Origin of the sequence: Butyrivibrio sp. INlla18 (genome assembly GCF_900103635.1) — a bacterium.
Lineage (GTDB): Bacteria > Bacillota > Clostridia > Lachnospirales > Lachnospiraceae > Butyrivibrio.
This window is the reverse complement of sequence record NZ_FMXK01000015.1, coordinates 77,117-96,514: the sequence shown is the minus strand read 5'-3', so window position 1 is coordinate 96,514 and position 19,398 is coordinate 77,117. Positions and strand designations below refer to the sequence as shown.

General features: G+C 46.4%; 26 protein-coding genes. All 26 read right to left on the bottom strand.

The annotated features are described in order from the left end of the window. Window positions 1–183 precede the first annotated feature (183 nt). The 26 genes from BLS24_RS11775 to BLS24_RS11650 all read right to left on the bottom strand — a co-directional run bounded on the left by BLS24_RS11775 (window position 184) and on the right by BLS24_RS11650 (window position 19,375). Window positions 184–924, bottom strand: a complete 741-nt coding sequence (locus tag BLS24_RS11775; RefSeq protein ID WP_091759313.1) for a glucosaminidase domain-containing protein — start codon at window positions 922–924, stop codon at window positions 184–186. Beyond that, entirely contained in the window at window positions 887–1,234 is a 348-nt protein-coding gene (locus BLS24_RS11770; protein ID WP_091759310.1) for a phage holin, read from the bottom strand. The genes BLS24_RS11775 and BLS24_RS11770 overlap by 38 nt, the downstream gene beginning before the upstream one ends. Window positions 1,235–1,462: 228 nt before the next feature. After that, window positions 1,463–1,765, bottom strand: coding sequence for a hypothetical protein (locus tag BLS24_RS11760; RefSeq protein WP_091759304.1), 303 nt, complete (start codon window positions 1,763–1,765; stop codon window positions 1,463–1,465). Beyond that, complete coding sequence (locus BLS24_RS11755; protein WP_091759301.1) at window positions 1,758–1,952, bottom strand: hypothetical protein; 195 nt, start codon at window positions 1,950–1,952, stop codon at window positions 1,758–1,760. The genes BLS24_RS11760 and BLS24_RS11755 overlap by 8 nt, the downstream gene beginning before the upstream one ends. Next, window positions 1,933–2,112, bottom strand: coding sequence for a hypothetical protein (locus BLS24_RS11750; protein ID WP_091759297.1), 180 nt, complete (start codon window positions 2,110–2,112; stop codon window positions 1,933–1,935). The genes BLS24_RS11755 and BLS24_RS11750 overlap by 20 nt, the downstream gene beginning before the upstream one ends. 38 nt (window positions 2,113–2,150) lie before the next feature. After that, on the bottom strand, window positions 2,151–2,555 hold the full coding sequence (locus BLS24_RS11745; RefSeq protein WP_091759294.1) for a hypothetical protein: 405 nt from the start codon (window positions 2,553–2,555) through the stop codon (window positions 2,151–2,153). Beyond that, window positions 2,500–3,717: a reverse transcriptase domain-containing protein gene (locus tag BLS24_RS11740; RefSeq protein WP_176764430.1), complete on the bottom strand. Its 1,218-nt coding sequence runs from the start codon at window positions 3,715–3,717 to the stop codon at window positions 2,500–2,502. Before BLS24_RS11740 ends, BLS24_RS11745 begins: the two co-directional genes overlap by 56 nt. Window positions 3,718–4,060: 343 nt before the next feature. After that, a complete protein-coding gene (locus BLS24_RS11735; RefSeq protein ID WP_091759288.1) occupies window positions 4,061–4,471 on the bottom strand; it encodes a four helix bundle protein in 411 nt (136 codons plus the stop codon). 59 nt (window positions 4,472–4,530) lie between these two features. After that, on the bottom strand, window positions 4,531–5,409 hold the full coding sequence (locus tag BLS24_RS11730) for a DUF6273 domain-containing protein (RefSeq protein WP_091759285.1): 879 nt from the start codon (window positions 5,407–5,409) through the stop codon (window positions 4,531–4,533). 10 nt (window positions 5,410–5,419) lie between these two features. Then, window positions 5,420–6,079: a hypothetical protein gene (locus tag BLS24_RS11725; protein WP_091759282.1), complete on the bottom strand. Its 660-nt coding sequence runs from the start codon at window positions 6,077–6,079 to the stop codon at window positions 5,420–5,422. Then, window positions 6,080–7,471: a hypothetical protein gene (locus BLS24_RS11720; protein ID WP_091759279.1), complete on the bottom strand. Its 1,392-nt coding sequence runs from the start codon at window positions 7,469–7,471 to the stop codon at window positions 6,080–6,082. Further along, complete coding sequence (locus tag BLS24_RS11715) at window positions 7,458–8,294, bottom strand: phage distal tail protein domain-containing protein (RefSeq protein ID WP_091759277.1); 837 nt, start codon at window positions 8,292–8,294, stop codon at window positions 7,458–7,460. The genes BLS24_RS11720 and BLS24_RS11715 overlap by 14 nt, the downstream gene beginning before the upstream one ends. A gap of 11 nt (window positions 8,295–8,305) precedes the next feature. Further along, the gene (locus tag BLS24_RS11710; RefSeq protein ID WP_091759274.1) at window positions 8,306–11,704 is read right to left on the bottom strand and encodes a phage tail tape measure protein; all 3,399 of its coding nucleotides are present in this window, start codon (window positions 11,702–11,704) and stop codon (window positions 8,306–8,308) included. A 9-nt stretch (window positions 11,705–11,713) separates the two neighbouring features. Next, a complete protein-coding gene (locus BLS24_RS15605) occupies window positions 11,714–11,899 on the bottom strand; it encodes a hypothetical protein (protein ID WP_334292956.1) in 186 nt (61 codons plus the stop codon). Beyond that, entirely contained in the window at window positions 11,896–12,231 is a 336-nt protein-coding gene (locus tag BLS24_RS11705) for a hypothetical protein (RefSeq protein WP_091759271.1), read from the bottom strand. The genes BLS24_RS15605 and BLS24_RS11705 overlap by 4 nt, the downstream gene beginning before the upstream one ends. 17 nt (window positions 12,232–12,248) lie before the next feature. Then, entirely contained in the window at window positions 12,249–12,815 is a 567-nt protein-coding gene (locus tag BLS24_RS11700; RefSeq protein ID WP_091759268.1) for a major tail protein, read from the bottom strand. Next, on the bottom strand, window positions 12,805–13,137 hold the full coding sequence (locus BLS24_RS11695) for a hypothetical protein (protein ID WP_091759265.1): 333 nt from the start codon (window positions 13,135–13,137) through the stop codon (window positions 12,805–12,807). The genes BLS24_RS11700 and BLS24_RS11695 overlap by 11 nt, the downstream gene beginning before the upstream one ends. Continuing rightward, window positions 13,134–13,499 carry a hypothetical protein gene (locus BLS24_RS11690; protein ID WP_091759263.1) on the bottom strand — a complete coding sequence of 122 codons (366 nt, stop codon included), beginning with the start codon at window positions 13,497–13,499 and terminating at the stop codon, window positions 13,134–13,136. Before BLS24_RS11690 ends, BLS24_RS11695 begins: the two co-directional genes overlap by 4 nt. Continuing rightward, complete coding sequence (locus BLS24_RS11685) at window positions 13,499–13,798, bottom strand: phage head closure protein (protein ID WP_091759261.1); 300 nt, start codon at window positions 13,796–13,798, stop codon at window positions 13,499–13,501. The genes BLS24_RS11690 and BLS24_RS11685 overlap by 1 nt, the downstream gene beginning before the upstream one ends. Next, a complete protein-coding gene (locus tag BLS24_RS11680) occupies window positions 13,795–14,082 on the bottom strand; it encodes a hypothetical protein (protein ID WP_091759259.1) in 288 nt (95 codons plus the stop codon). The genes BLS24_RS11685 and BLS24_RS11680 overlap by 4 nt, the downstream gene beginning before the upstream one ends. Window position 14,083: 1 nt before the next feature. Continuing rightward, on the bottom strand, window positions 14,084–14,344 hold the full coding sequence (locus BLS24_RS11675; RefSeq protein ID WP_091759257.1) for a hypothetical protein: 261 nt from the start codon (window positions 14,342–14,344) through the stop codon (window positions 14,084–14,086). An 18-nt stretch (window positions 14,345–14,362) separates the two neighbouring features. Further along, a complete protein-coding gene (locus BLS24_RS11670) occupies window positions 14,363–15,505 on the bottom strand; it encodes a phage major capsid protein (protein ID WP_091759255.1) in 1,143 nt (380 codons plus the stop codon). Next, window positions 15,502–16,107, bottom strand: a complete 606-nt coding sequence (locus tag BLS24_RS11665; protein WP_176764429.1) for an HK97 family phage prohead protease — start codon at window positions 16,105–16,107, stop codon at window positions 15,502–15,504. The genes BLS24_RS11670 and BLS24_RS11665 overlap by 4 nt, the downstream gene beginning before the upstream one ends. Further along, a complete protein-coding gene (locus BLS24_RS11660) occupies window positions 16,094–17,266 on the bottom strand; it encodes a phage portal protein (RefSeq protein WP_091759251.1) in 1,173 nt (390 codons plus the stop codon). The genes BLS24_RS11665 and BLS24_RS11660 overlap by 14 nt, the downstream gene beginning before the upstream one ends. 4 nt (window positions 17,267–17,270) lie before the next feature. Beyond that, a complete protein-coding gene (locus BLS24_RS11655; RefSeq protein WP_091759249.1) occupies window positions 17,271–18,929 on the bottom strand; it encodes a terminase large subunit in 1,659 nt (552 codons plus the stop codon). Then, window positions 18,926–19,375, bottom strand: coding sequence for a hypothetical protein (locus BLS24_RS11650; protein WP_143015182.1), 450 nt, complete (start codon window positions 19,373–19,375; stop codon window positions 18,926–18,928). Before BLS24_RS11650 ends, BLS24_RS11655 begins: the two co-directional genes overlap by 4 nt. Between the last annotated feature and the right edge of the window lie 23 nt (window positions 19,376–19,398).

The following is a 19,398-nucleotide window of genomic DNA, read 5'->3' as shown; positions in this document are numbered from 1 at the left end:
TTCTAAATAACGGAGAAAGCGGGATTTGAACCCGATATATCAGAACCCTCTAAAGGCTTGTATAAGCCGTCTATATTTTTAAAAGTGCCCTAAATAGTGCCCTAACTGCCTTTCTGCATTATTATATGGAAGATTCCCAATAAAAAAGAGCCAAGGACATAGTCGCATGTCCCCGGCTCCTGATTACTTCTTTAATGATTCAATTGTCTTCTTGCCGACGATTCCGTCCTGAACAAGGCCGTTCTCCTTCTGATATAAGAGAACTGAGAGCTTCGTCTGCTTTCCAAAGATGCCATCTGTCTTAAGGCTGGCTCCATGCTGATTGAGTTCCCACTGAAGCCACTTGACGGAGCTTCCCCTTGATCCTTCTCTTAAAGGGAATGTCGTGAGCGTGTATGGATTGACGAGCTTTACTTCCCCGGAATCGTACTGAGTGAGATTGTAGGTCTTACTGTTAAGAATGTCCATAATGGCCTTAACATAGTCCGGGCCTGTTGCATAGCCTCCTGCTATGATCCCCTCAATACACTTCTTCGGTGTTGGCTGATTTAAGGCTCCCTTGTACCTCTTACAATGGCAGAGCATATCGAAATAGTCCTCTGTTGCATCAGCTACACTATCGTAAGCTCTGAAGAAGTCTGTTATCTTTGTGGGGTTCTTGCCATCATAATATTCTGTGGTACCGGTCTTATAAGCTTTACCCTTCCAGGCTGTTCCGAAATGGTAAGCGCTCTTTCCGACCTTGATTCCAAATAGGGCATTTGCCCTCACCATCTTCGCCGATGTGCCCCATCCGCTCTCATGGATTGCCTGAGCTATACATACAGATGCGTAGATCTGCCCCTTGTGCTTCTTGGCCTGCTCAATGGCAATCGGTACGATCATATTAAGAAATGTCGCTCTCTGCACTGCTGTTGTTCCCATTTTTGTCCTCGCTCTTCATAATAAAGACTGCAGTTTCAATGAGTTCAGATAACTGCTTCTGTGTGATCCTTATTCCGTTATTGTTGGCCCATGCCGTTATCCTGACCAGGACCTCTTCTTTCTTATCCTTTCCGAATATGAAATTCGGATCCTGCTGGACTGATTTAACAGCTTTAAGTATCTCATCAAAGAGGTTGTCGCTAACCATCTTTGCAAGCCTGATCTTCAGGTATGGCAGGACATATCTCATGAGAAGAAGTGTTGAGCCTGCCACTATGATCTGTATTATGGTGTATAGAAAATCATTCATGTTTAATCACTCCTTTTGAGTTTATGTTTCTTTATCAAGGCGCATAAAAGCGTCTCGCCTCCGAATGCTGCATAGAGGCATGTCGTTAATGTGTCGTGGGTTATCCCTGTTATGGTGGAGCAGATAAACTCCGCCAAAGTATAGAGGATAAGGACAGAAAAAGAGAATATCAGATACTTGTCGAGATCTGGGAGCATTCTCTTTTTCTGAAGCCTTTCTATCCCGGATTCAGTTTTCTTCCGAAAAATGTTCTTCATGAAGTTCGTCTATCCTCTTGTGCGCTGATGAGGCCTTCTGCTCAACTTTAATCAGTCTCTCCTTCATCTGATCGAAGTCTGCCTTAAGCCCCTTGAGCTCGGTTTTGAAATCCGCCTTAATCTCCTTAAGATCTGACTGCATTAATTCCATCTTTGTGAGAATGGCCTGAATCTGAGCCCCCTCGCCTTTTTGATCGCCCTTTACGTTCCGCCACAGTGCCAGCGCTGCGATCAGAAGAGAGAGGACTGTAGCTGCATCTTTAAAATCAAACATTTATTTCCTCCTTCAGTAAGGCGATATGGTTTATCTGTTCAACTTCTTTGCTTTTATCCAACTCCTCGGCCGGTACATATTGCAGAAGCAAAAGGAACAGGCTATCGATAATGTCGGCCTGTTCCTTTATGATTGTATTCTGCCTGTCTACCAGCTCGGGAATTGCCTTACTCTTCAGAGATGACATACTCATAGCCATCTACCATGAGATTTGTGTCAACATCTGCACGGTATCTCTCATAAGGCCTTCTCTTGGGATTTACGAAATAGGCTTTGTACTTGGCCTTTCCCTGTTCCTCCGATTTGTCAGCTGCTTCCTCGATCATTCTTGTGATAAATGCGATCATGATTTTACTCCTTTCTTTTTTAATATTTTTATAGGCTATTAGCCCATAAGCTCGGGAATTACTTCTGTGAGAAGACTGTCGAGAGTCTGAGACGTCTCCGTTACGAGATTGCTCAGCATCTCATTCTCTTCTGTGAGCTGCTTGGTGTTCTTAGGGATTGTCCCTTCGTATTTCTCGAACTTGCCTGCATTATAGATGTACTTTCCAGGCTCATAATCTGATGGAACGACGTCGCAAGAGATCACGTCTGAAACGTTATAGAAATCATCTACGATGGCAGAGCTTACAAGCTGCTTCACGTTGCCATCAGAACCAATTACTCCCAGGGCATCTCGCTTCCTGGGAACAATTATCTTCTTGCCGGTCTTCTCATTCCGACCAACAAACTTACACTCGTCCGTGACGTCTATCACAATACGAGCCACATTGACATGAATAAACATTCCTCTCCTCCTGTTCTATGAATAGCTCATTGTAAAGCTCATCCATCTGTTTGATTGTCCTATACTCATTCTTATACTTCTTTGAATAGTTCTTAGAGGTTGCTGGAGTGTGCTTCAGGTAGCCTCTCCAGGAGGAGTATTGCTGCCTTACTATGCTATAAGGGATTTCTCCTTCGTCCAGCATCTTTCTGAACTTCTTAAGCATCCTTCGCTCATGGGTGATGTTCCGGCGATTGTGCCTTGTTATCACCTTTCCCGAAGGTAAAGGGATATATCTTTTCTTGAGGAAGGTGAAGCCCTTTGTGATCTTTGTAATATAGGTCTTCCTTTCAGATAGCGTTATCCCTAACTTCTTTGTGATGATCCGAATGTCATTTAAGACCTTCTCAGCTTCTTCCTTCGTCTCCACCAACAGATAGAAGTCATCATTATATCTGTGATAGTGCCTTATCCTCAGGACCGTCTTGATATAATGGTCTAGTGCATTCGGGACTGATATTGCGAAGATCTGATTAAGCTCGCTACCAAGGCCGAGGCCTCTTGGCCCATAATGAGATATGCTCTTTCTGACAAATTCGTAGTAGCGCTTATCATCAAAGAGCTTATCGATGATCCCTGAGAGGACATCATGATCTATGCTGTCGAAGAATGATGAGAAGTCTCCGACTATTACATATCCATTCCATCCGTGAGCGTGGTACCAGCTGCGCAAGTGTTTCAAGGTCCTTAGTCTTGCGTAGTCTGTTCCTCTACCTTTAAGGCTTGCGCTGTTGTCATAGATGAGGCTGTTCTTCATCATTGGCACGAAAGAATTAAAGGCCAGGCTCTTCTCGATGCATCTTTCTGAGATGTGGATGCTTCGGATCCGGCGCTTCTTTCCTCTTTCGAATATGTCGAACTGAAAGAAGCCTTTGAAGGTGTCCTCTCTGGCCGTAAGCTTTCTGTGGATCTTAAGCGTATTCCGATAGAGATTAAATCCATATCTCTGAACAGAGGACTTCCATCTCACATTCTTTCTGCATATCAGATAAGCCTTAGCAAGTTCTTTGACCGATATCGCTTTATCATAATCTCCGTAGAGCTTATTGAGCTCATGTCTTCTCTTAAGCCTTTTGGCTTTCCTCCTCTGATATCTCAACTCATGTCTTTCTTTAGAGTTCATCCTGCACAGCTTCCTTTCTTTGGCCAATAGCTGCATAGCTCACAGACATGAAACAGGGTGCCAATCCTGCCATGCAAGAAGCGTCCGTCTGTGAGACGTCATGATGTAGTATTTACCCTTTCGGGAAGGTTATAGGCTCCTTCATTACTTCCTTTGCCAATGATTTCACTCATACGAGCTACTTTGTCGATGCCTTTGTAATGAATCAGGGGAGCACGCCATTAGAGTTGCTGGCGTTGTTGTTGTTCGGAGCGCCGGATGTGTTGACATTGCAGAAATTGTTGCTGTTGCTGACATTCGGAGAAGCCAACCACACGTTCACGGCGGTAATAGCCCATAGCCTTTATTCTTTCTTAATCCTCGCTTTGTCCGATTCTATCCATTTCTTTATAAGAGCCTCCTCTTTTGAGAGGGATTCTCCCAGGTCCTTCAGTGTTCCTTCCGGGATTGAGAAGCCGAGCTCCTCTGCGAGCATGAACTTTCTAAAGAGGGAATCCACTTTCGAGAGTGCTTCCTTCTGATAGGTGAGTCTCCTTTTATAGAAATTCTCATTGAGTGGAAGTGCGTTCGCTGTCTCGATGTGGTCTACGAGCTTATGCGCATCTTCGATGATGCTCGTCGTGAGAATGAATCTGTATCTCTTCGGAAAATATTTCTCGTTCATGCAGAGCTTTATAATCTGAACCTCCAAGTTCCTCGCTCTGTCCCTTACTTCGAAGGGCGACTCTGTTCTGAATCTTGCAAGAACTGACATGTTTTCTCCTTATGGGGCTGCAAGTGTGCAGCCCCGATTGACCTGATTTACTCCTTTGCTCACGCTTCAGGAGCAATTCTGAAGCAGGGGAGCACGCCATAAGAGTAGCTGGCGCCGTTGTAGTTCGGAGCGCCGGATGCGGTGACATAGCAGAAATAGTTGCCGCTGCCGACATTCGGAGAAGCCAACCACACGTTCACGGCGGCTCCATTGGCTCCCTGTGTTCTTACTCTTGAGGCGTTGTCTGTAAAGATCGGGTACATATTGTTGACGGCGTTCTCAGCGCTGCCTGAATAAGTTATCTGTCCGAAGACTTCCTTTTCTGTAGGGATCCATATCTTGTCTTCAGCCGTCTGAAGAGTGTTTGACTGAGATCCTATAGTTGCCTTGACAGGCTTTGCAGAGATGACTGCCTGAAGGTCCTCAGGAAGTGTCAATATGAATGTATTGTTGAGGAAGTTTCTGATATCAGAGTTATTCCATCCTCCAGCATTCGTGTTTGAAGTGTGATGCTGTTTAGTTACGGCCATGCAGTATGTAGGGATGAAATCAACTTCTCCCTGGCCATAAGTATTGACATTGGCCTCATAGATAAGTGTCTCGTTTGTTGAGAGCTCAACGGTGAAGCGGTCGCCGTTGCTAATGTACTCTGCAGCTTTTCCGGCATCGATAATCTTCTTGATTCCGGCCCATGTGTCTGTCCTGAATCCAAGATCGAGAAAGTGTGTTTCTCCGCAATCCATCTCGAAAGTGTCCTCTATTCCGTTGAGGCTTGCTTTGTACCTTGCAAAAGCAGGAAGGAATATCTCGCAATACCCATTGCTCCCGATGGTTCCTGTCATAACTGCGTTTGTTATAAGGTTCCTGACTGTTACTGTGTCGCCTACCATGCTGGACTCTTCTGTCAGCACAATAAGTTTTCCATACATCTGACTCATGTTTCCCTCCTTAGTTTCCTACTACTGTCTCTAAAATATCTCCATTATTGGAGTCTATGCTCGTCGTTTTGGTTGACAGGAGTGTTCCGTTGTTTGAATAGAGCCTGTCTACACATATGGCATTTGACGGGAATGAGGTTATAACATACTGCCCGTTCTGATAGGTTGTCCTTATGGATCCATCGGCATTGAAGTGAACCCTCTTCCCGACGAAATCAAGAGCAAAATCCGCTGCTCCTGTCACAAGCGGAAATGTAGTAACAAGATTTGTGATTGTCGTTGTTCCGACTGTGAAAGTGCAGAGCTGGATGTCATACTGACCATTGGAGAAGTTTGCGTCCTCGTCCTGAGTTAAGACGTCCAGGGTTGCTCCTGTGTTCACTACGATATCGATAGGAGTTCCGCTCGATAAGTCAAAATGAACATAGATCTGGCCGAGCTTGGTCCCGGATTCTGTCAGAGGGATTGTCTCGTCATGCTCGAAGATCTCGAACAGAGCCCCCTTTACAATTCCGTAGCCGGCGCCGATGTGAATTGTGTTTCCTCCTGAGTATGTAACCTCACAGCCTTTGATGATTCCGCTTGTATGAGATACGTCATACATGATCCTGTCATCCTTGGCCGTGACATTCATCTCATCATATTGTTTGATTGAAATGTAGTCGCTCATTTAAGCCCTCCCTTTTAATGATTTTGTAAGCTCAAGTCTTATCGTTCCAAATATAAGGACGATAGTGTCTTCTATCTCTCTTCCTGAGAGAATGGAAGTGTAACTATTGCCTTCGCTTATGACATTTACTACCTGGCCAATTTTCAAGGCTGTCGGCTTTATCATCTCATCATCTGCTGCCACTTCCAGCTCGATGAGGTTGTCGTATTTATTCTTGGAGAATGTCTGAAGCGCCTTTGTGTAGGCCTTATCTTCAAAGAGAGCAGCTGCTGTTGTCTCTCCATAAGTTTCTGCGTCCGAAGTCTCAGCCCATGCCTCAATAGCAAGCTCAAACTCATCTCCGTCATCTCCCCAAGTCTCATCTCCGACAACAATATTATCGGCGTCGTATATGAGAGAATCCCCGGAATTGTAGGACCATCCAAAACTCATGAAGGAGTTGATGTCGGCCAGCTTCTCAAGAGCTGCGTCGATATCCTCCTGCGTTCTCTCTTCAGGATCTATCCTGTTGTATGACTTTATCTTTGAATAGTCGTCTTTTAGCTCCTTGGTCTTTCCATCAATGCACTTTGCGTTATTGTTGGCCGATACTGTGAGATTCTTATAGTTGACCGGAATAACCCTGTCCTCGTTCGTGTGATCGAAGGTATCGTCAGAATGAAGATAATAGACTGTGCTCCGCTCATAGTCCTGAGTGTTCCATATGTTGACCTTGTTGATCCTTTTCTTGACCTTTCGGATCGTTACCGTCTCATCGATAATGTTGGGAAGCGCAGTCTCGATTGTTATAGGGTCCGCTTCGTTCTTTGTGATCTGGACAAGGATCTTTTTATTGTTGAAGTCGAAGCTCCATTCGAGAATGATTCCGTACTGTGTGAAGGCTGGGATGATAAGGTCATCCAGGATATTAATAAAAGCCACCTCTCTAACAGGTGGCTCTTCGTTCTCTTTCGGCTCATTCTCTATCTCATAATCAAAGGTCCAATTGCTCGTCTGCGATACTGCCTCGATTTCAATAGGCAGCCTTTGACAGATATCACTATTTGTCACATAAAGCTCATCCATCCGGGCCTTCATATACTGTTCCATTGTCCCCGTGATCTCAGCAACATCGATAATGATTTCTGAGTCGAAAAGAGCCTCTACCGATAAGAAGGTGACTTCTGTTGTTCCGTCGTCCTTCGCTTTTACATCAGAGATGATTCCGGCATATTCTTCGCCGTCTCTGTATAGCCTTATGATGGAATTAGCGTTTATCCTTGCGTCTGATGTGACAACGATCTTGGCCTTCTCAGGATCTAAGTAGTCCTCTTTATACTTGATCTTGTCGGCGCAAGTATTAAAGAGAAAGTTGAAGTTGCTGTCAAATAACTCTACATTAAACTGTTTCATACTCTAAATGCGCCTCTACCGCAAGCTCTAACGTGTTTGTTCCATCGTGACCGATAGAGAATCTGTTCGTTCCCTTCTCTAGGAAAAAGAATCTGTCTGTCGAGAAGTCTGACAGCTGGTAAAGGTCTGCTATCAGATTATTTGAAGAATCATATTTCTTGATAGAGTAGGGAGTTTTTGTTGTATCGATAACGATTCTCTGTCCGCCGGTCATTGAGACATTGACTGAGCCTTCGTGCTTTAAGACTCCATTCACATACTGCCTCCATACAGGATTCTCGCAACTGCCTATAATGGTTATCTTGCAAGGGCTCTCCTCTGTGGTATCTGATTCTATAGTGACGTTGTTCGCAGCGTCTCTTCCGTAGGTGTACGGATATGAGAAAGGATAAACCTTACCACGGCGCACAACTGCATCGTTCCTCTGAAGGATAATCCGGCGCCAACGGGTAAGCCTCTTGAAAGAGACATCGACCTGAAGAGTTGAAGTCTTCGCGTCGATCTCCTCCTTCTTGATCTCCTCCAGGCTGACATTCGCAATGTACTCAGTCCCATTCGGATTATAAACAAGTATCAGAGGCTCAACCTGGGTGAAGAGCACGAACTCCTGATACTTGTCATATAATTTGTTTCCTGTGAAAATAACTGTACCGGTAGGATTCTGAGGATTGCTCACTACTTTGGTCCTTATAAAGCTGGGGCCAACCTGAGAATACTTATTCTTGAATTTAAGGCCGAGTCCCTTTGGAGAGTTGAGCCAATGCTCAACGTCCATAAGGGAATATTCAGCTCCGTTCCCGTTTCTTAAATAAAACCGTCTCATCTATGCCTCCATTATCCAAAAGCTTCGCCGAGCGCCTGATCTACTTTAGCAACAAGGCCACTGATATCTACTGAGGCGACAGCCTCTTCGCACATTGCCTGAATCGCAGAGGTAACTAGGGATGTTCCGTCGGTGATTCCCTGAGCGAGGGATTCATCAACTGACATTCCCATGTCGTACCATACCTGGAAGCGCGCCGTGTCGTCAGACCATTTCCAAGCTTCTTTAAGCTTCTTGACTGCATTGTCACCCATAGTCTGAACAGCTGTCGTGAGCTTAGGCTCGTTTGTTGTAACCGCCGTCGTCATATCGGTTATGGTCTGCGTGGTTGCAGTCGTCATTTGCTCTTTATGAGTGTTGGCGTCTGCTTCCTGCTGCTCCCAAGATGCCTGAAAGGCTGCTTCCATTTCAGGAAGGCTTACATCCAGCGCTTCAAGCGCCATGTCGATTGCTTCTGACGATCCTGTTGAGAGAGCTTCGTTGAGATCTGCAAGGCCATCGATAAGGTCCTGCGTCTCCTCAAAGGCTGCACATGCTTCCTTGAAAGCTTCTGCAGCTTCTCCACCTTCATTAAAGGCGTTGACAAGATTCTCAAGTTCGCCTGCTGCCTCTGGCCCTGCGCTGATGTAGTAATTCAACAGTCCTTCGCTATCCGGCTGCTCATCCATGATGGCCTTAGCCTCGGCGATGAGTTCAGCATACTCTTTCATTCCTTCAGCCTGTTTCTGAAGGTGTTCTGCTATCTCATCCACGCTTTCGGAAGCTCCCTCGTTGAGAGTTTCGAAGGCTTCTCTCTGCCCGTTCAGTGATTCAATGGCTTTCTCTTTATTCTTCTCGTAGTCCTCATCCAGCTCTGCAAGGAGCCCCTGAAGAGTTGTTACAGATTCTCCGGCGCCATCCAATCCTTCTGAATATTCGTCTGTGGCCTGCGTAGCTTCCTCTGTCTTTGCCCGGGATTCCTCCATTTTATCCAGGAGAATATCTTCAGAGTTGTTAAGCTCTGTCATTGCGTCCTGAGTATCAAAATAGGACTGAATGAGTTCACGCTGGCCCTTCTCAAGAAGCATGTCTGCATCAGAGAGCTCTGTGTATCTTCTGCATTGCTCCTCTGTGAGCTCGCTTACATGTTCCTGCAGATAAGCGTATTCATCATTGGCCTCAATGAGCATCTTGGCCGAATCTGACAGCTGATTGTTTATCTCAATCATCTGCTCTTCGACTTCGAGTTTTTCCTTCTCAAGCTCTGTCAGCCTCTCGGTCATTGACTCAAGCTGTGCCTGATTAAGAGCTTCGTCGATGTAGTTTCTCCAGCCTTCTGTAGTGGCTGACAGAACATTCCCCTGCTCGTCAATGTATAGGTTGAGCTCAGGCATAAGAGCGTTGAGCTCTCCCACTACCTTAGAAGCTTCTCTCTGATCAGTGACGAGACCGGTCACAGGATCCGATAATTCATCAATCCTCTGAGCGAGTCTATGAGCTATTTCATATTGACCGTCAAAGCTGCTCGTCATTTCATTGGTGGAATCAGCAAGCTTTGTTGCTTTGCTGGCCACATTATCGCAGCTTCTTATAAAAGTCTCGAGCTTGGGGTCGAGCTTGTTTGCCTCATCGCTGAGGGCGACGAATGCTGTTGTAAGCCCTGCAACTGCAGCCGCCGCAAGGCCGATAGGATTAAGTGAAAGAGCGACTGTGAATCCTTCTGTTGCGATTGTTGCTGCCACTGTTGCCAATTCATAAGCAACATATCCTGCTCCAAGAGCTTCGAGAAGGCTTGTTATTGTTCCGAGATTTTCAAGGAACCATGTAGCGCCATTGATTACTCCCGGAAGAGCGTCTGTCGCAAAATTCACCATGTCGTCCATCAGAACTTCAAACTGTTCCGAAAGACCTTCAAGCGAAACTCCGAGATCCCCGTCCTTAATTGCCTCTGTGAGTGTTCCTACCGCGCTCGTTGCTCCGTCTACTGCGTTCTTGGCATTGTCGTCAAATACTTCATAGAAAGCAATCCCTAAACCTTCCAGGGCTGACTGCAAGATCGTAAGCTTTCCCTGAAGGTTGTCTGTCATGGTCCGCTGCATCTCTTCAGCTGCGCCGGCACAATCACTTATCTCGCCCTTGAGATTCTGAAACTCTCCTGAGGTTGCCTTCATGAGTGCGTTTACGGCTGCAATGTCGGTCTTGTTGAAGATGGTTTTAATCATGGCTGCCTTATCAGCGCTTCCCATATCTGCGAGAGATGCGTTAAGGTCGATCATGATATCGTTGAGATTTCTCATGTTTCTGTCGGAGTCTTTAACTTCGACTCCCAGATCATGAAGAGCGATCTCTGCTTTATCTGTTGGCGCTGATAAAGAGAGGAGCACGTTTCTTAAGTGTGTTCCGCCTTCAGCTCCTTTGATTCCGTTGTTAGCCAAGACGCCGAGCTCTGCGTTCATTGTCTCGAGATCCTGTCCTGTGAGTGATACGGCGCCGGCGCATACAAGCGTAGCCTCGCCGAGCTGTGCTACTGAAGTATTGGACTTCTGAGCCGTCTTCGCCATCTCGTCGATGTAGTTGTCGAGCTCATCTGTTTCCATGCTAAGAGCAGCCATCGAATCCGTAACGAGGTCCGATGCATAGGCGAGATCCAGGCCTCCGGCTGCTGCCAATGTGAGCACCTTAGGGAGTGTGGCTGCTGCCTTCTCGGCGTCATATCCTGCGAGTGCAAGGTAATTCAGCGCATCTCCTGCCTGGGATGCAGAGAACATTGTCTCTTCTCCACACTTCTTTGCAGCATTTGAAAGCAAGGTGAACTTGTCACTTCCCTTGGCGATCTCGTCCGTTGTCATTCCCATTGTCGCAGCTACCTGAGACATGGAAGACTCGAACTGAGAACCGGTATCAAAGGCTGACTTTGAAATCTTAGCGATTCCTTCGGCTAATTTGGTTACGCCTTCGATAATAGCCTCGCTGGCCAGGTTAGCCTTCAGGACATCTCCGAAGATGTTGGTTGCTTCCTTGGCCTGATCCGTCTCTTCCTCGACGTCTTTGAGCTTCTCATTGGTCTGAGAGAGCTCTGACTGATACCCATTGAGCTTCTGAGTTGTGGCCTCGATTTCTCTTTCCATGGCCTTTTGCTGCTCAATGGTCTTATCGCTGTCCGGGCCGTTCTTTAACTGCTCAAGAACTTCCTTCTCCTTGCGGAGCTTTTCTTCAGTCTGTTCAATGGCTTTTGTTAAGTATTCCTGCTGCTGAGTGAGCAGAGTTGTGTTGTTTCCATCGAATTTGAGAAGCTTATTTGTATCTTTTAAAGCCCTGTCCGTTTCTCCGAGACTCTTATTGATGTCCTTTAAACCATCAAGAATCCCGGCGGTATCGGCATTAAGTTCAATTGTAATTCCCCTAATCTTTGCGCTGCTACCTTTAGCCATATTGTCTCCTTAGAAGTTATCCATATCTTCTTGTGTGGCTATTTCTGCGTATTCCACATGATCGTTCGACATTTCAGCGTACATGTCGAAGACCATTCCGACCGTGACCTCATTGAGGTCTCTCATAGTAAGCCCGAGCTGGACAGCTCGCAATAAGAATAGTGCAGCTGTCCATTCGCGCTCAGTTTTTTTCAGTTTTTTTTTGATGAGTTTATGGAGACAAGATTCTCTCTCCACATATAGATGCATTGTGCAACTATGGTATAGACAAAGTATGGAGAGAAGCTCGAGAGCCATTCGTTTATGTCCGGGAGTGTCTCGTCGTACTCTTTGGCCATAATGTAGCTGACATTCTCAGCTATCTCCTCAGAAGCCTGCGTTAGTGTCTTTGTTTCGACGAGCTCTTTTTCAAGTGCTGCCATATCCAGGATGAGATCTCTTGCGTAAAGATTTCTATAAGTCCTGACTGTGCCGGCACTACATTTAACGCCTACTTTCTTATGCTCTACTTCAAAAACTCTCTCCATATCTGTCCTTTCTTGCCTCAGGCTGAAACGAGAGGCTGATATACGCTTGTATACCAAGTCGAGAATGCAGCTGCTGTCTTATCAGCTACACGAGCCTTGGTGATGTCCTTATCGAGTGCTGCGTTGTGGATTGTTGCAGCTGTAAGGTTGAGTGTGTCTGTCTTTACTTCGACAGTCTCGCCCTTTGTGTTGCCTGCGATTGAAGGACGTGAAGCGGTTACGTTGTAGAGAACGTGCTTGATCTCGTTCTCATCGCTCTGGAACTCAAACAGAAGAGCGAAGGCCTGTGATGAGCCTACGCCGGTCTCGATGTACACGCCATCCTGCTTGATCTCTCCCAGGCATTCCTCTCTGAAGGAGTCGGGAATCATTGCGATCTCAAGCGAACCTGTGTAGCCGTTTGCTCCGCCTACGCTAAAGTAGATGGAGTCGTCGGCGTAGAAGTTCGTCTTCTCACCGGCCGGATCCATTGTCAAAGCAACTGCTCCAGGGAGTCTCTTAGGAGCTCCGTAGGTAGCTGTTCCGTCGGCTGCGATTGTTGCCAATGCGTAGTAACAATTTTTCAAACCGTACTTAACTTTCATTGATGATTACCTCCGTAATGTATAATACTTCGTACATCTTTTCTTTCTCGATATACTGCTCTTCCTTGTCATACGGTATTTCATTCTCGTCAAGAAGATCCTCGATAAGCTTCTCCTTGTCGAAGTCCTTCTCTTTGGTGTAGAGCTCGATGTTCAGCTGAGGGATCCTCGCATAATTCTTATTGTCGGCCTGAAAGTCGTTTCTTCCAGGATAGTAGAAGAGGATATAAGGCAGCTCAGGAGCTTCACCTTCAGGATATTGGTAATAAGCATTCTCAAGGCCTGTGCTCTCGATCATGCTTGCGATTTCAGCGTATGTCATAATGCTTCAATAGCCTCCTTTAATTTCTTGACTGCCTCTTCCTGGGCCTTCTCATTGATTGGCGCAATGTGTTCAAAAGCTCTAGTGCGCCCGCCGTTCCTTGTGGCGTGTCCGTATTCGAGGAGATGGGTGAGTCTATAGTGCTTCTTGTTATAGACAACTGCGCTGTTGAACAGCCTCCTCTTTTCGGTTTCCGCAGTCCATCCGGCACGATACTTCGTACCCTGGAATGTGCCGGCGGAATGAAGCTCGCCTGCTGCCTCTTCAGCGACTTCGCTGATAACATCCGTGACAACCTTCGTGACTTCGTCCGTGTACTCCGTCAATATTCCTTTCATGGCCTGGGATAGATTAAAAGACATTATGCACCCTTCCTCTTTTCGCAATGAAGCTCGATTCTGTCTCCCTTGATGTAGGTCCTATAGACCGTGTACTTCACATCGTTGAAGATGACCGTCTCCTCATTGTTGTACTCAATCCGGTTGATAATAAAGGTGTACTCCGGATTCAGGCCGTTGCGCCCTCCTTCGAACCACTCATTAGCCCCGGCCGACTTGATCTCGGCCATTATGAACTCACTTATGGTCTCCGTCTCACGCAATACGCCGTTGGAGTCCTTACTATAAGCGGATGAGCATAGCTTAATAACATCGTTCTTCATGCCTGCTCCTTAGGGAATGATTTCCGCAAATTATCCATCTGATACTGAAAGGCGTTAAGGTATCTGTCATATTGGTCCTCATCATTCATGTGCATGAGCACATAATCGATGATGGCCTGCTGAACAAGTGAACCTTCATCTTCCACCTTTGCCTCAGATACGCCAGAGCGGATGAGCTCCGCCCTGGCTGCACTTATATTATTCTGAATTTCTTCAAGCAAAAGGGTTCCGGCACCTTCAGACAGTCTTAACGCTTTGACACATCTTTTCTCGAGATCGGTCATGTCATCCCTTCTTTCTTGTCGTGCGCTTTTTGGTCACAGGCTTCTTTTCCTTCTTGGACTCCTCGACAACTTCTTCCTTGAGCTCCGGTATCTTTGGAACAGGAGCCTCAGGCGCAGGCTCTTCAGGAACAGGAATCTTGTCGATTACGTTCTTGCGTCCAAGCTCAGCCATCCTTTCGGCGCTAACACTTAAAACTTCTCCAGGGAAGTGCTTCTCTCCTGTGTACTTGTCAATATACTGCTTGATAACTGTAACCTTCATCTTTTGCCCTCCTTAGACTCAGGCGGTTGTTGCAACCTGGATAGTCTTGAATGCCTCTGCAAGAGCTACCTTGCCATCAAACACAGCTGCTCCAAGATACTTGTAGCTGTTTGTGTCGATGTCGAACTGAGAAACAACGTTCTGAGGAGCTGCGAAGTTAGCGACATACTTTCTGAAGTCGCCGTAGATAACAGTGTCATCGCCTACAGAATCGGTGAACAGCACGTCTGCGCCGAGGATTCTGTACTCGCCTGTTGCCTCGCCGGTTGCGATCTTAACAACCTCGTTGTTGACTGTAAGCTCGAGAGAAAGGATCTTTGTGAAGAAAGTCTTTCTGCTAACAGCAATCTTGCCGTTTCTTGCATATCCGCTCTTGAGAGAGCCGATAAGGCCAAGAATGTTTGCAGCTGTGATTGTGGAGTAGTCAGGTGTGCTCTTAACTGTAAGAATACCCTGAGCCTCACCTGAAGCTGAACCGTTGAAGATAAGATTCTCAGCTTTCATAGCGATAGCCTCAGCGAGCTGAGCAACAAGCCAAGCCTCGAAAGCATCGATAGACATAGCCTTTACTGTTGCTGAAATCTGAATGAGCTTTGTAAGCTCGTAAGCTGAAAGAACAACTTCTACCATAGTGTCCTTTGCAGCTGTGATTGTAGCCAGCTCTGTGTGTACGCTTGCTGCGTTGTTGTCGCCCTCAACAGCAAACTTAACAGCGCCAGGAACATTGAGGAGCGTAACCTCGTTAAGGATAGGAGCGTACTCCTTAGCCTTTGTGATGATGTCTGCCTGGAGTTCTTCAGGAACGACTGCGCCGGCGTTTACAAGCACAGAATACTCAGAAGAAGATCTCTCCTCCTCTGTGAGTGTGCCCTGAAGGTTCTTGAGCCATAATGTTCTGTATTCTTTCTTTCCCATCTCTTTACCTCTCTTTTCGTTGCTGGTTTCGACTACTTTGTCAGGCTGCGCTGATCCGTTGGAAAGAGCCTCGGCGTCTGCCTTTCTCTTCTCGAGCTCTTCGAGCTCTGCTTTGCGCTCAAGGAGCGCTTTCTTCTCCTCGATGGCCTTGTTTACAAGTTCGATGTCCTGAGCATCTCTGACTTCCTCTTCGAGCTCAGCTAATCTCTTCGTAACGTCCTCGAGTGTCATCTCTTCTAACTTCATCTCGATACCTCCAAAAATTCAAATTTTTTCTTCTGAAGCTCAAGCAATCTCTGCTCTTCAAGTCTCTCCGCTTTCTCTGCTTCAATCACTCCGTTGAAGTAGTCACGAGCTGAAACTGCTGATATATCTGTCCCAGGATTAGCTGGGATTGATACCGCTGATACATCGTAGATCTTATCGAATTTCTTGATGGTCCTTGTGTGAGTATTCCTGTCATACTCATCTGTCCTTACTGTGAAAGCAAAGGACATCTGATCTACGAGCCCTGTCTTGATGGATTCGAACAGCTCTCTGCTCTGAGTTGTGCTGGATAAGTCAGCCTCAATGTAAAGACCGTGGTCATCCGGAGTCACCTTCAGAGTTCCGTTCTTAGTCCTTGCGTAAACCATTCCTTTGTGGTTATACAAGAAGATAACGTCTGACATGTCGGCGCCAGCAAAGGCCTCTCTGTCAATCTTCTCGCTGTACTTAATGCCTTCCCATTCGTAGAGGACGTAAGGCTCATAAGTTGAGGCGTAGCCTCTTACCTTGTAGTCCTCAAAGGTCTCTTGATCTCTGAACTCTATCTTGAAGGTCCTATACTCTCTCTCACTCCTTACCATCTTCATCTTCCTCCTTGTCTTCGTCTTCGTCCTCGTCTTTGGGTGCGTCTATCGGAGCTGCGTCCAATCTTCTGACAGGAACATCTCCGCCTTCGATGTGTGGCATATTGAACAATGCTCTCCACTCGTCTATAGTCATGCCTCCGTATAGAACCACGGTGCTGAAGAGCTGGATCTTCTTATCCAGGGAGACGAATGTGAACTGATCCACCTGATAGAGGATGTTGTGCTCATCATCGGCCCTTTTTCCGTAGACCTTACTTGTCAGCTCCCTTGATAGGGCTACAAGGAAGGGCTCGATCCTGATAGTGAAGAAGCCTTCCAGCTGCTCCTTTTTCTTGATGTTAGCCATTACGATGTCATCGTTCACTCCGAAGAAGCGGAAAATATCTTCTCTGACCTCCTTCATCTGTGCTGCGTTAGCTGTCGCAGGATTGATTGTGATAGGTGTAAACTCCTGAGTTGAATCAAGAGAGGCGATTCCGCTTCCATTCTCAAGATTCAGGTAGTCGTTCACAAAATCATCCTTCTGCTGCTTTATGGCCTCCGGTGCAAGCATCGCCTTTGTACTCTTCAAGATACCTCTGAGGTTAGCTGTTGACCGGATGCTGTTAGCGAGTCCCTGGCTGGCTGTGCTCATCAGCTCAAGAGTCTGAATGATGCATTGGTTATCATCCCCAGAGATGTCCGACTTCAGATAATCTTTGCGGACTGCTGCCAGGTCGGCCCATGGAAGGACGAGCGACTCAACATTCCCGGAGAAGTAGAATTTGATGAACAGGCCATTGTTATATTCAAGAGCCTCAAAGAAGGAATAGGGAACCGGATAGAACCCTAAAACCTTTCCTCTCGTGTCTCTCTCGATGTAAATGAAAGCCACATTAAGGATCTCGAGTCTGGTCCTTACCTTCTGCAAGAAGTCTTTTCCGTTCATGTAGATGTTCGGCCGGTTGTTGAGGATCCTCTGAAGCTCCGGATCACGGCACTTGGCCTCGGCCTTTGAGGAAAGCTCCGCAAGCGGTCTCACACAGGCTCTTACAAGGGATGAGTTATAGATATCTTCCCCGAAAACGGAAAAGGTTGCCTTGTAGGTCCCGAGCTCTTTCCATCTCTTGATGCTCGATTTCTTTAATGGTCTAAAAATGTCTAAAAAACTCATGCTATCACCTCAGATATGGGATATATTCTTCCTGATGCTTGCAATAACCAACGTAAGCATTCAGGAGCGACACCATTCCGTCAATTCTTCTAGCAGCCTGCACTTTGACCGGCTGAATTGTCTCAATTCCATCTGCATTCAGGCTCTTCTTGGCCGTGTTGCATAGACACCAACGGAGAATAGGATTGTTCTGATACACAATCTTGTGTTCCATCAGCATTGCTTCAAGGTTCTTCATGGGATAGGACCATGTGAAAGGTCCTTGTGCTATCTTCTCCATCTCGAAACCGGATTCAGTCATCTCTTCCTGCCAATATCCGGCCAGAGCTCGGTCATAACATATCCATAAGGGCCTGATGTCGTACTTGATTACCATTTCTGTGAACCATGCTGTCACCTGATGGTAGTCAACTGAAGCTCCTTCGCATATTGTCAGCCAATCATTTTGAGCCCATAGCTTATACGGAGCTTCCTGAGCGTTGGACTGCTCGACATAATCGGCCTTGGCTTCAGGGATAAAATACCTCTGAAGCACATAGATCTTCTCGTCTCCGGGCTTTCTGATGAGGAGAGTTGCGCATGTAAGGTCGAGTGTGCTCGATAAGTCGCAGCCTCCAATTGCATAGCTGTGGCTCAGATATTCCATATCAGCCACTTCCTCATTTATGATCGCCGTCATAGGGAGCCAGGACGTTACTTCGTTCTGCTTCATGTCAAAGTCTTTACATAGAAGCGTCGGAAGATAAGAGCTATCGCTCTTGGCTCTCTCAACATCATCAGCGAGCTGGATATAGCTCTTAATGGTACCGAGCCCAGGATTCGCCTTTATCCATTTTGTAGGATCCATCCACTCGTCCACTTCATCCAGCTTGTAGATGATGGGAAGGAGCCTGTCATCCTGAATAACTCCTCTTGCGACCATTGAAGCGTAGTCATGGAGGTTGTCATAAAGACCTTCTCTCCGGAATCCGGATGTTGTGATGCATCCAATGAGAGGCTGCTTCCTCGCCTTCATTCCTTGGCGAAGGACGTCGTACATATTTCTGTCTTTTTGCTCGTGGATCTCATCCAGCGCAGCAAAGTGTATGTTGAGACCATCGAGGGATTTGCTCTCGTTAGGGAGAGGCTTCATAATGGATCTTGTCATTTTAAAGGAAAGGCCTTCTCTTGTGCTCTTGATAAGAGCCCTCAGGTCCTCGTTTTGGTCAACAATATTCTTGGCCACGTTATAAATGATCTTGGCCTGGTCTAACTTAGTGGCAGCGGAATAGACTTCAGCTCCCTGCTCACCGTCTGCTGCCATCATATAAACCGCTATGCAACCGGAAAGAAAGCTCTTTCCGTGTTTTCTTGGCACTTCAAAGAAATATTCTCGAAACCGGCGCCTGTTTGTCTCCTTCTCTAGGAATCCGAAGAGAGCTTGTATGAATGCCTTCTGAAAGAGCTCGAGTCTGACATACTCTCCAGCGTGCTCTCCCTGGTAGTGTTTGCAGAAGCCTTCGATGAACCCAATGACATACTCTCCCTGCTCTTCTGAGAACCAAAAAGGAGACGAATCATCATCCATCTCCTTTACAAGCCTTTTATATACGCTTTTTATCTCTTCACAGGCTTCAATCTTCCCTGTTTGCAGTCTTTTGTTGTATTCTTTGACATAATTCATCGTACCTGAACCGGTTTTCCTCCAGCAACTAACCTCGCAAGGTTTTCTCCTGCTTTGGTGATTGCCGTCTCTTTGGTGTCAGGAAGAAGCAAAACAAGCTGATTGATAACGGTTTTATACTGTCCAATCATTGTGTTGTAGCTCTTCTGAGCCGGATGCTCCTGAATGACTTCGAACCCGTTACCATTTACGCAACTATAAACAGCTCCCTCCTTGTTGATGATGGCCTGAAGCTCCTTTAATGTGACCGACATGAAAGCTGCATTGTTTATCAGCTCGTCGCACAGCTTTCTCTTATTCTCGGGGATGGTCTCGAAGATCTCCTTGAGCTTCTTTTTCTCCTCGTAGATCTTCCTGGTCTTCGGATTTGTGACTTTCGGCTTCGCTTTAGTCGTTTTCGGGCTTTTCGCGCCCTTATTTTTATTATTATTACTTGTTTTTCCCATAAATACGCGACCCCCTTTCATAC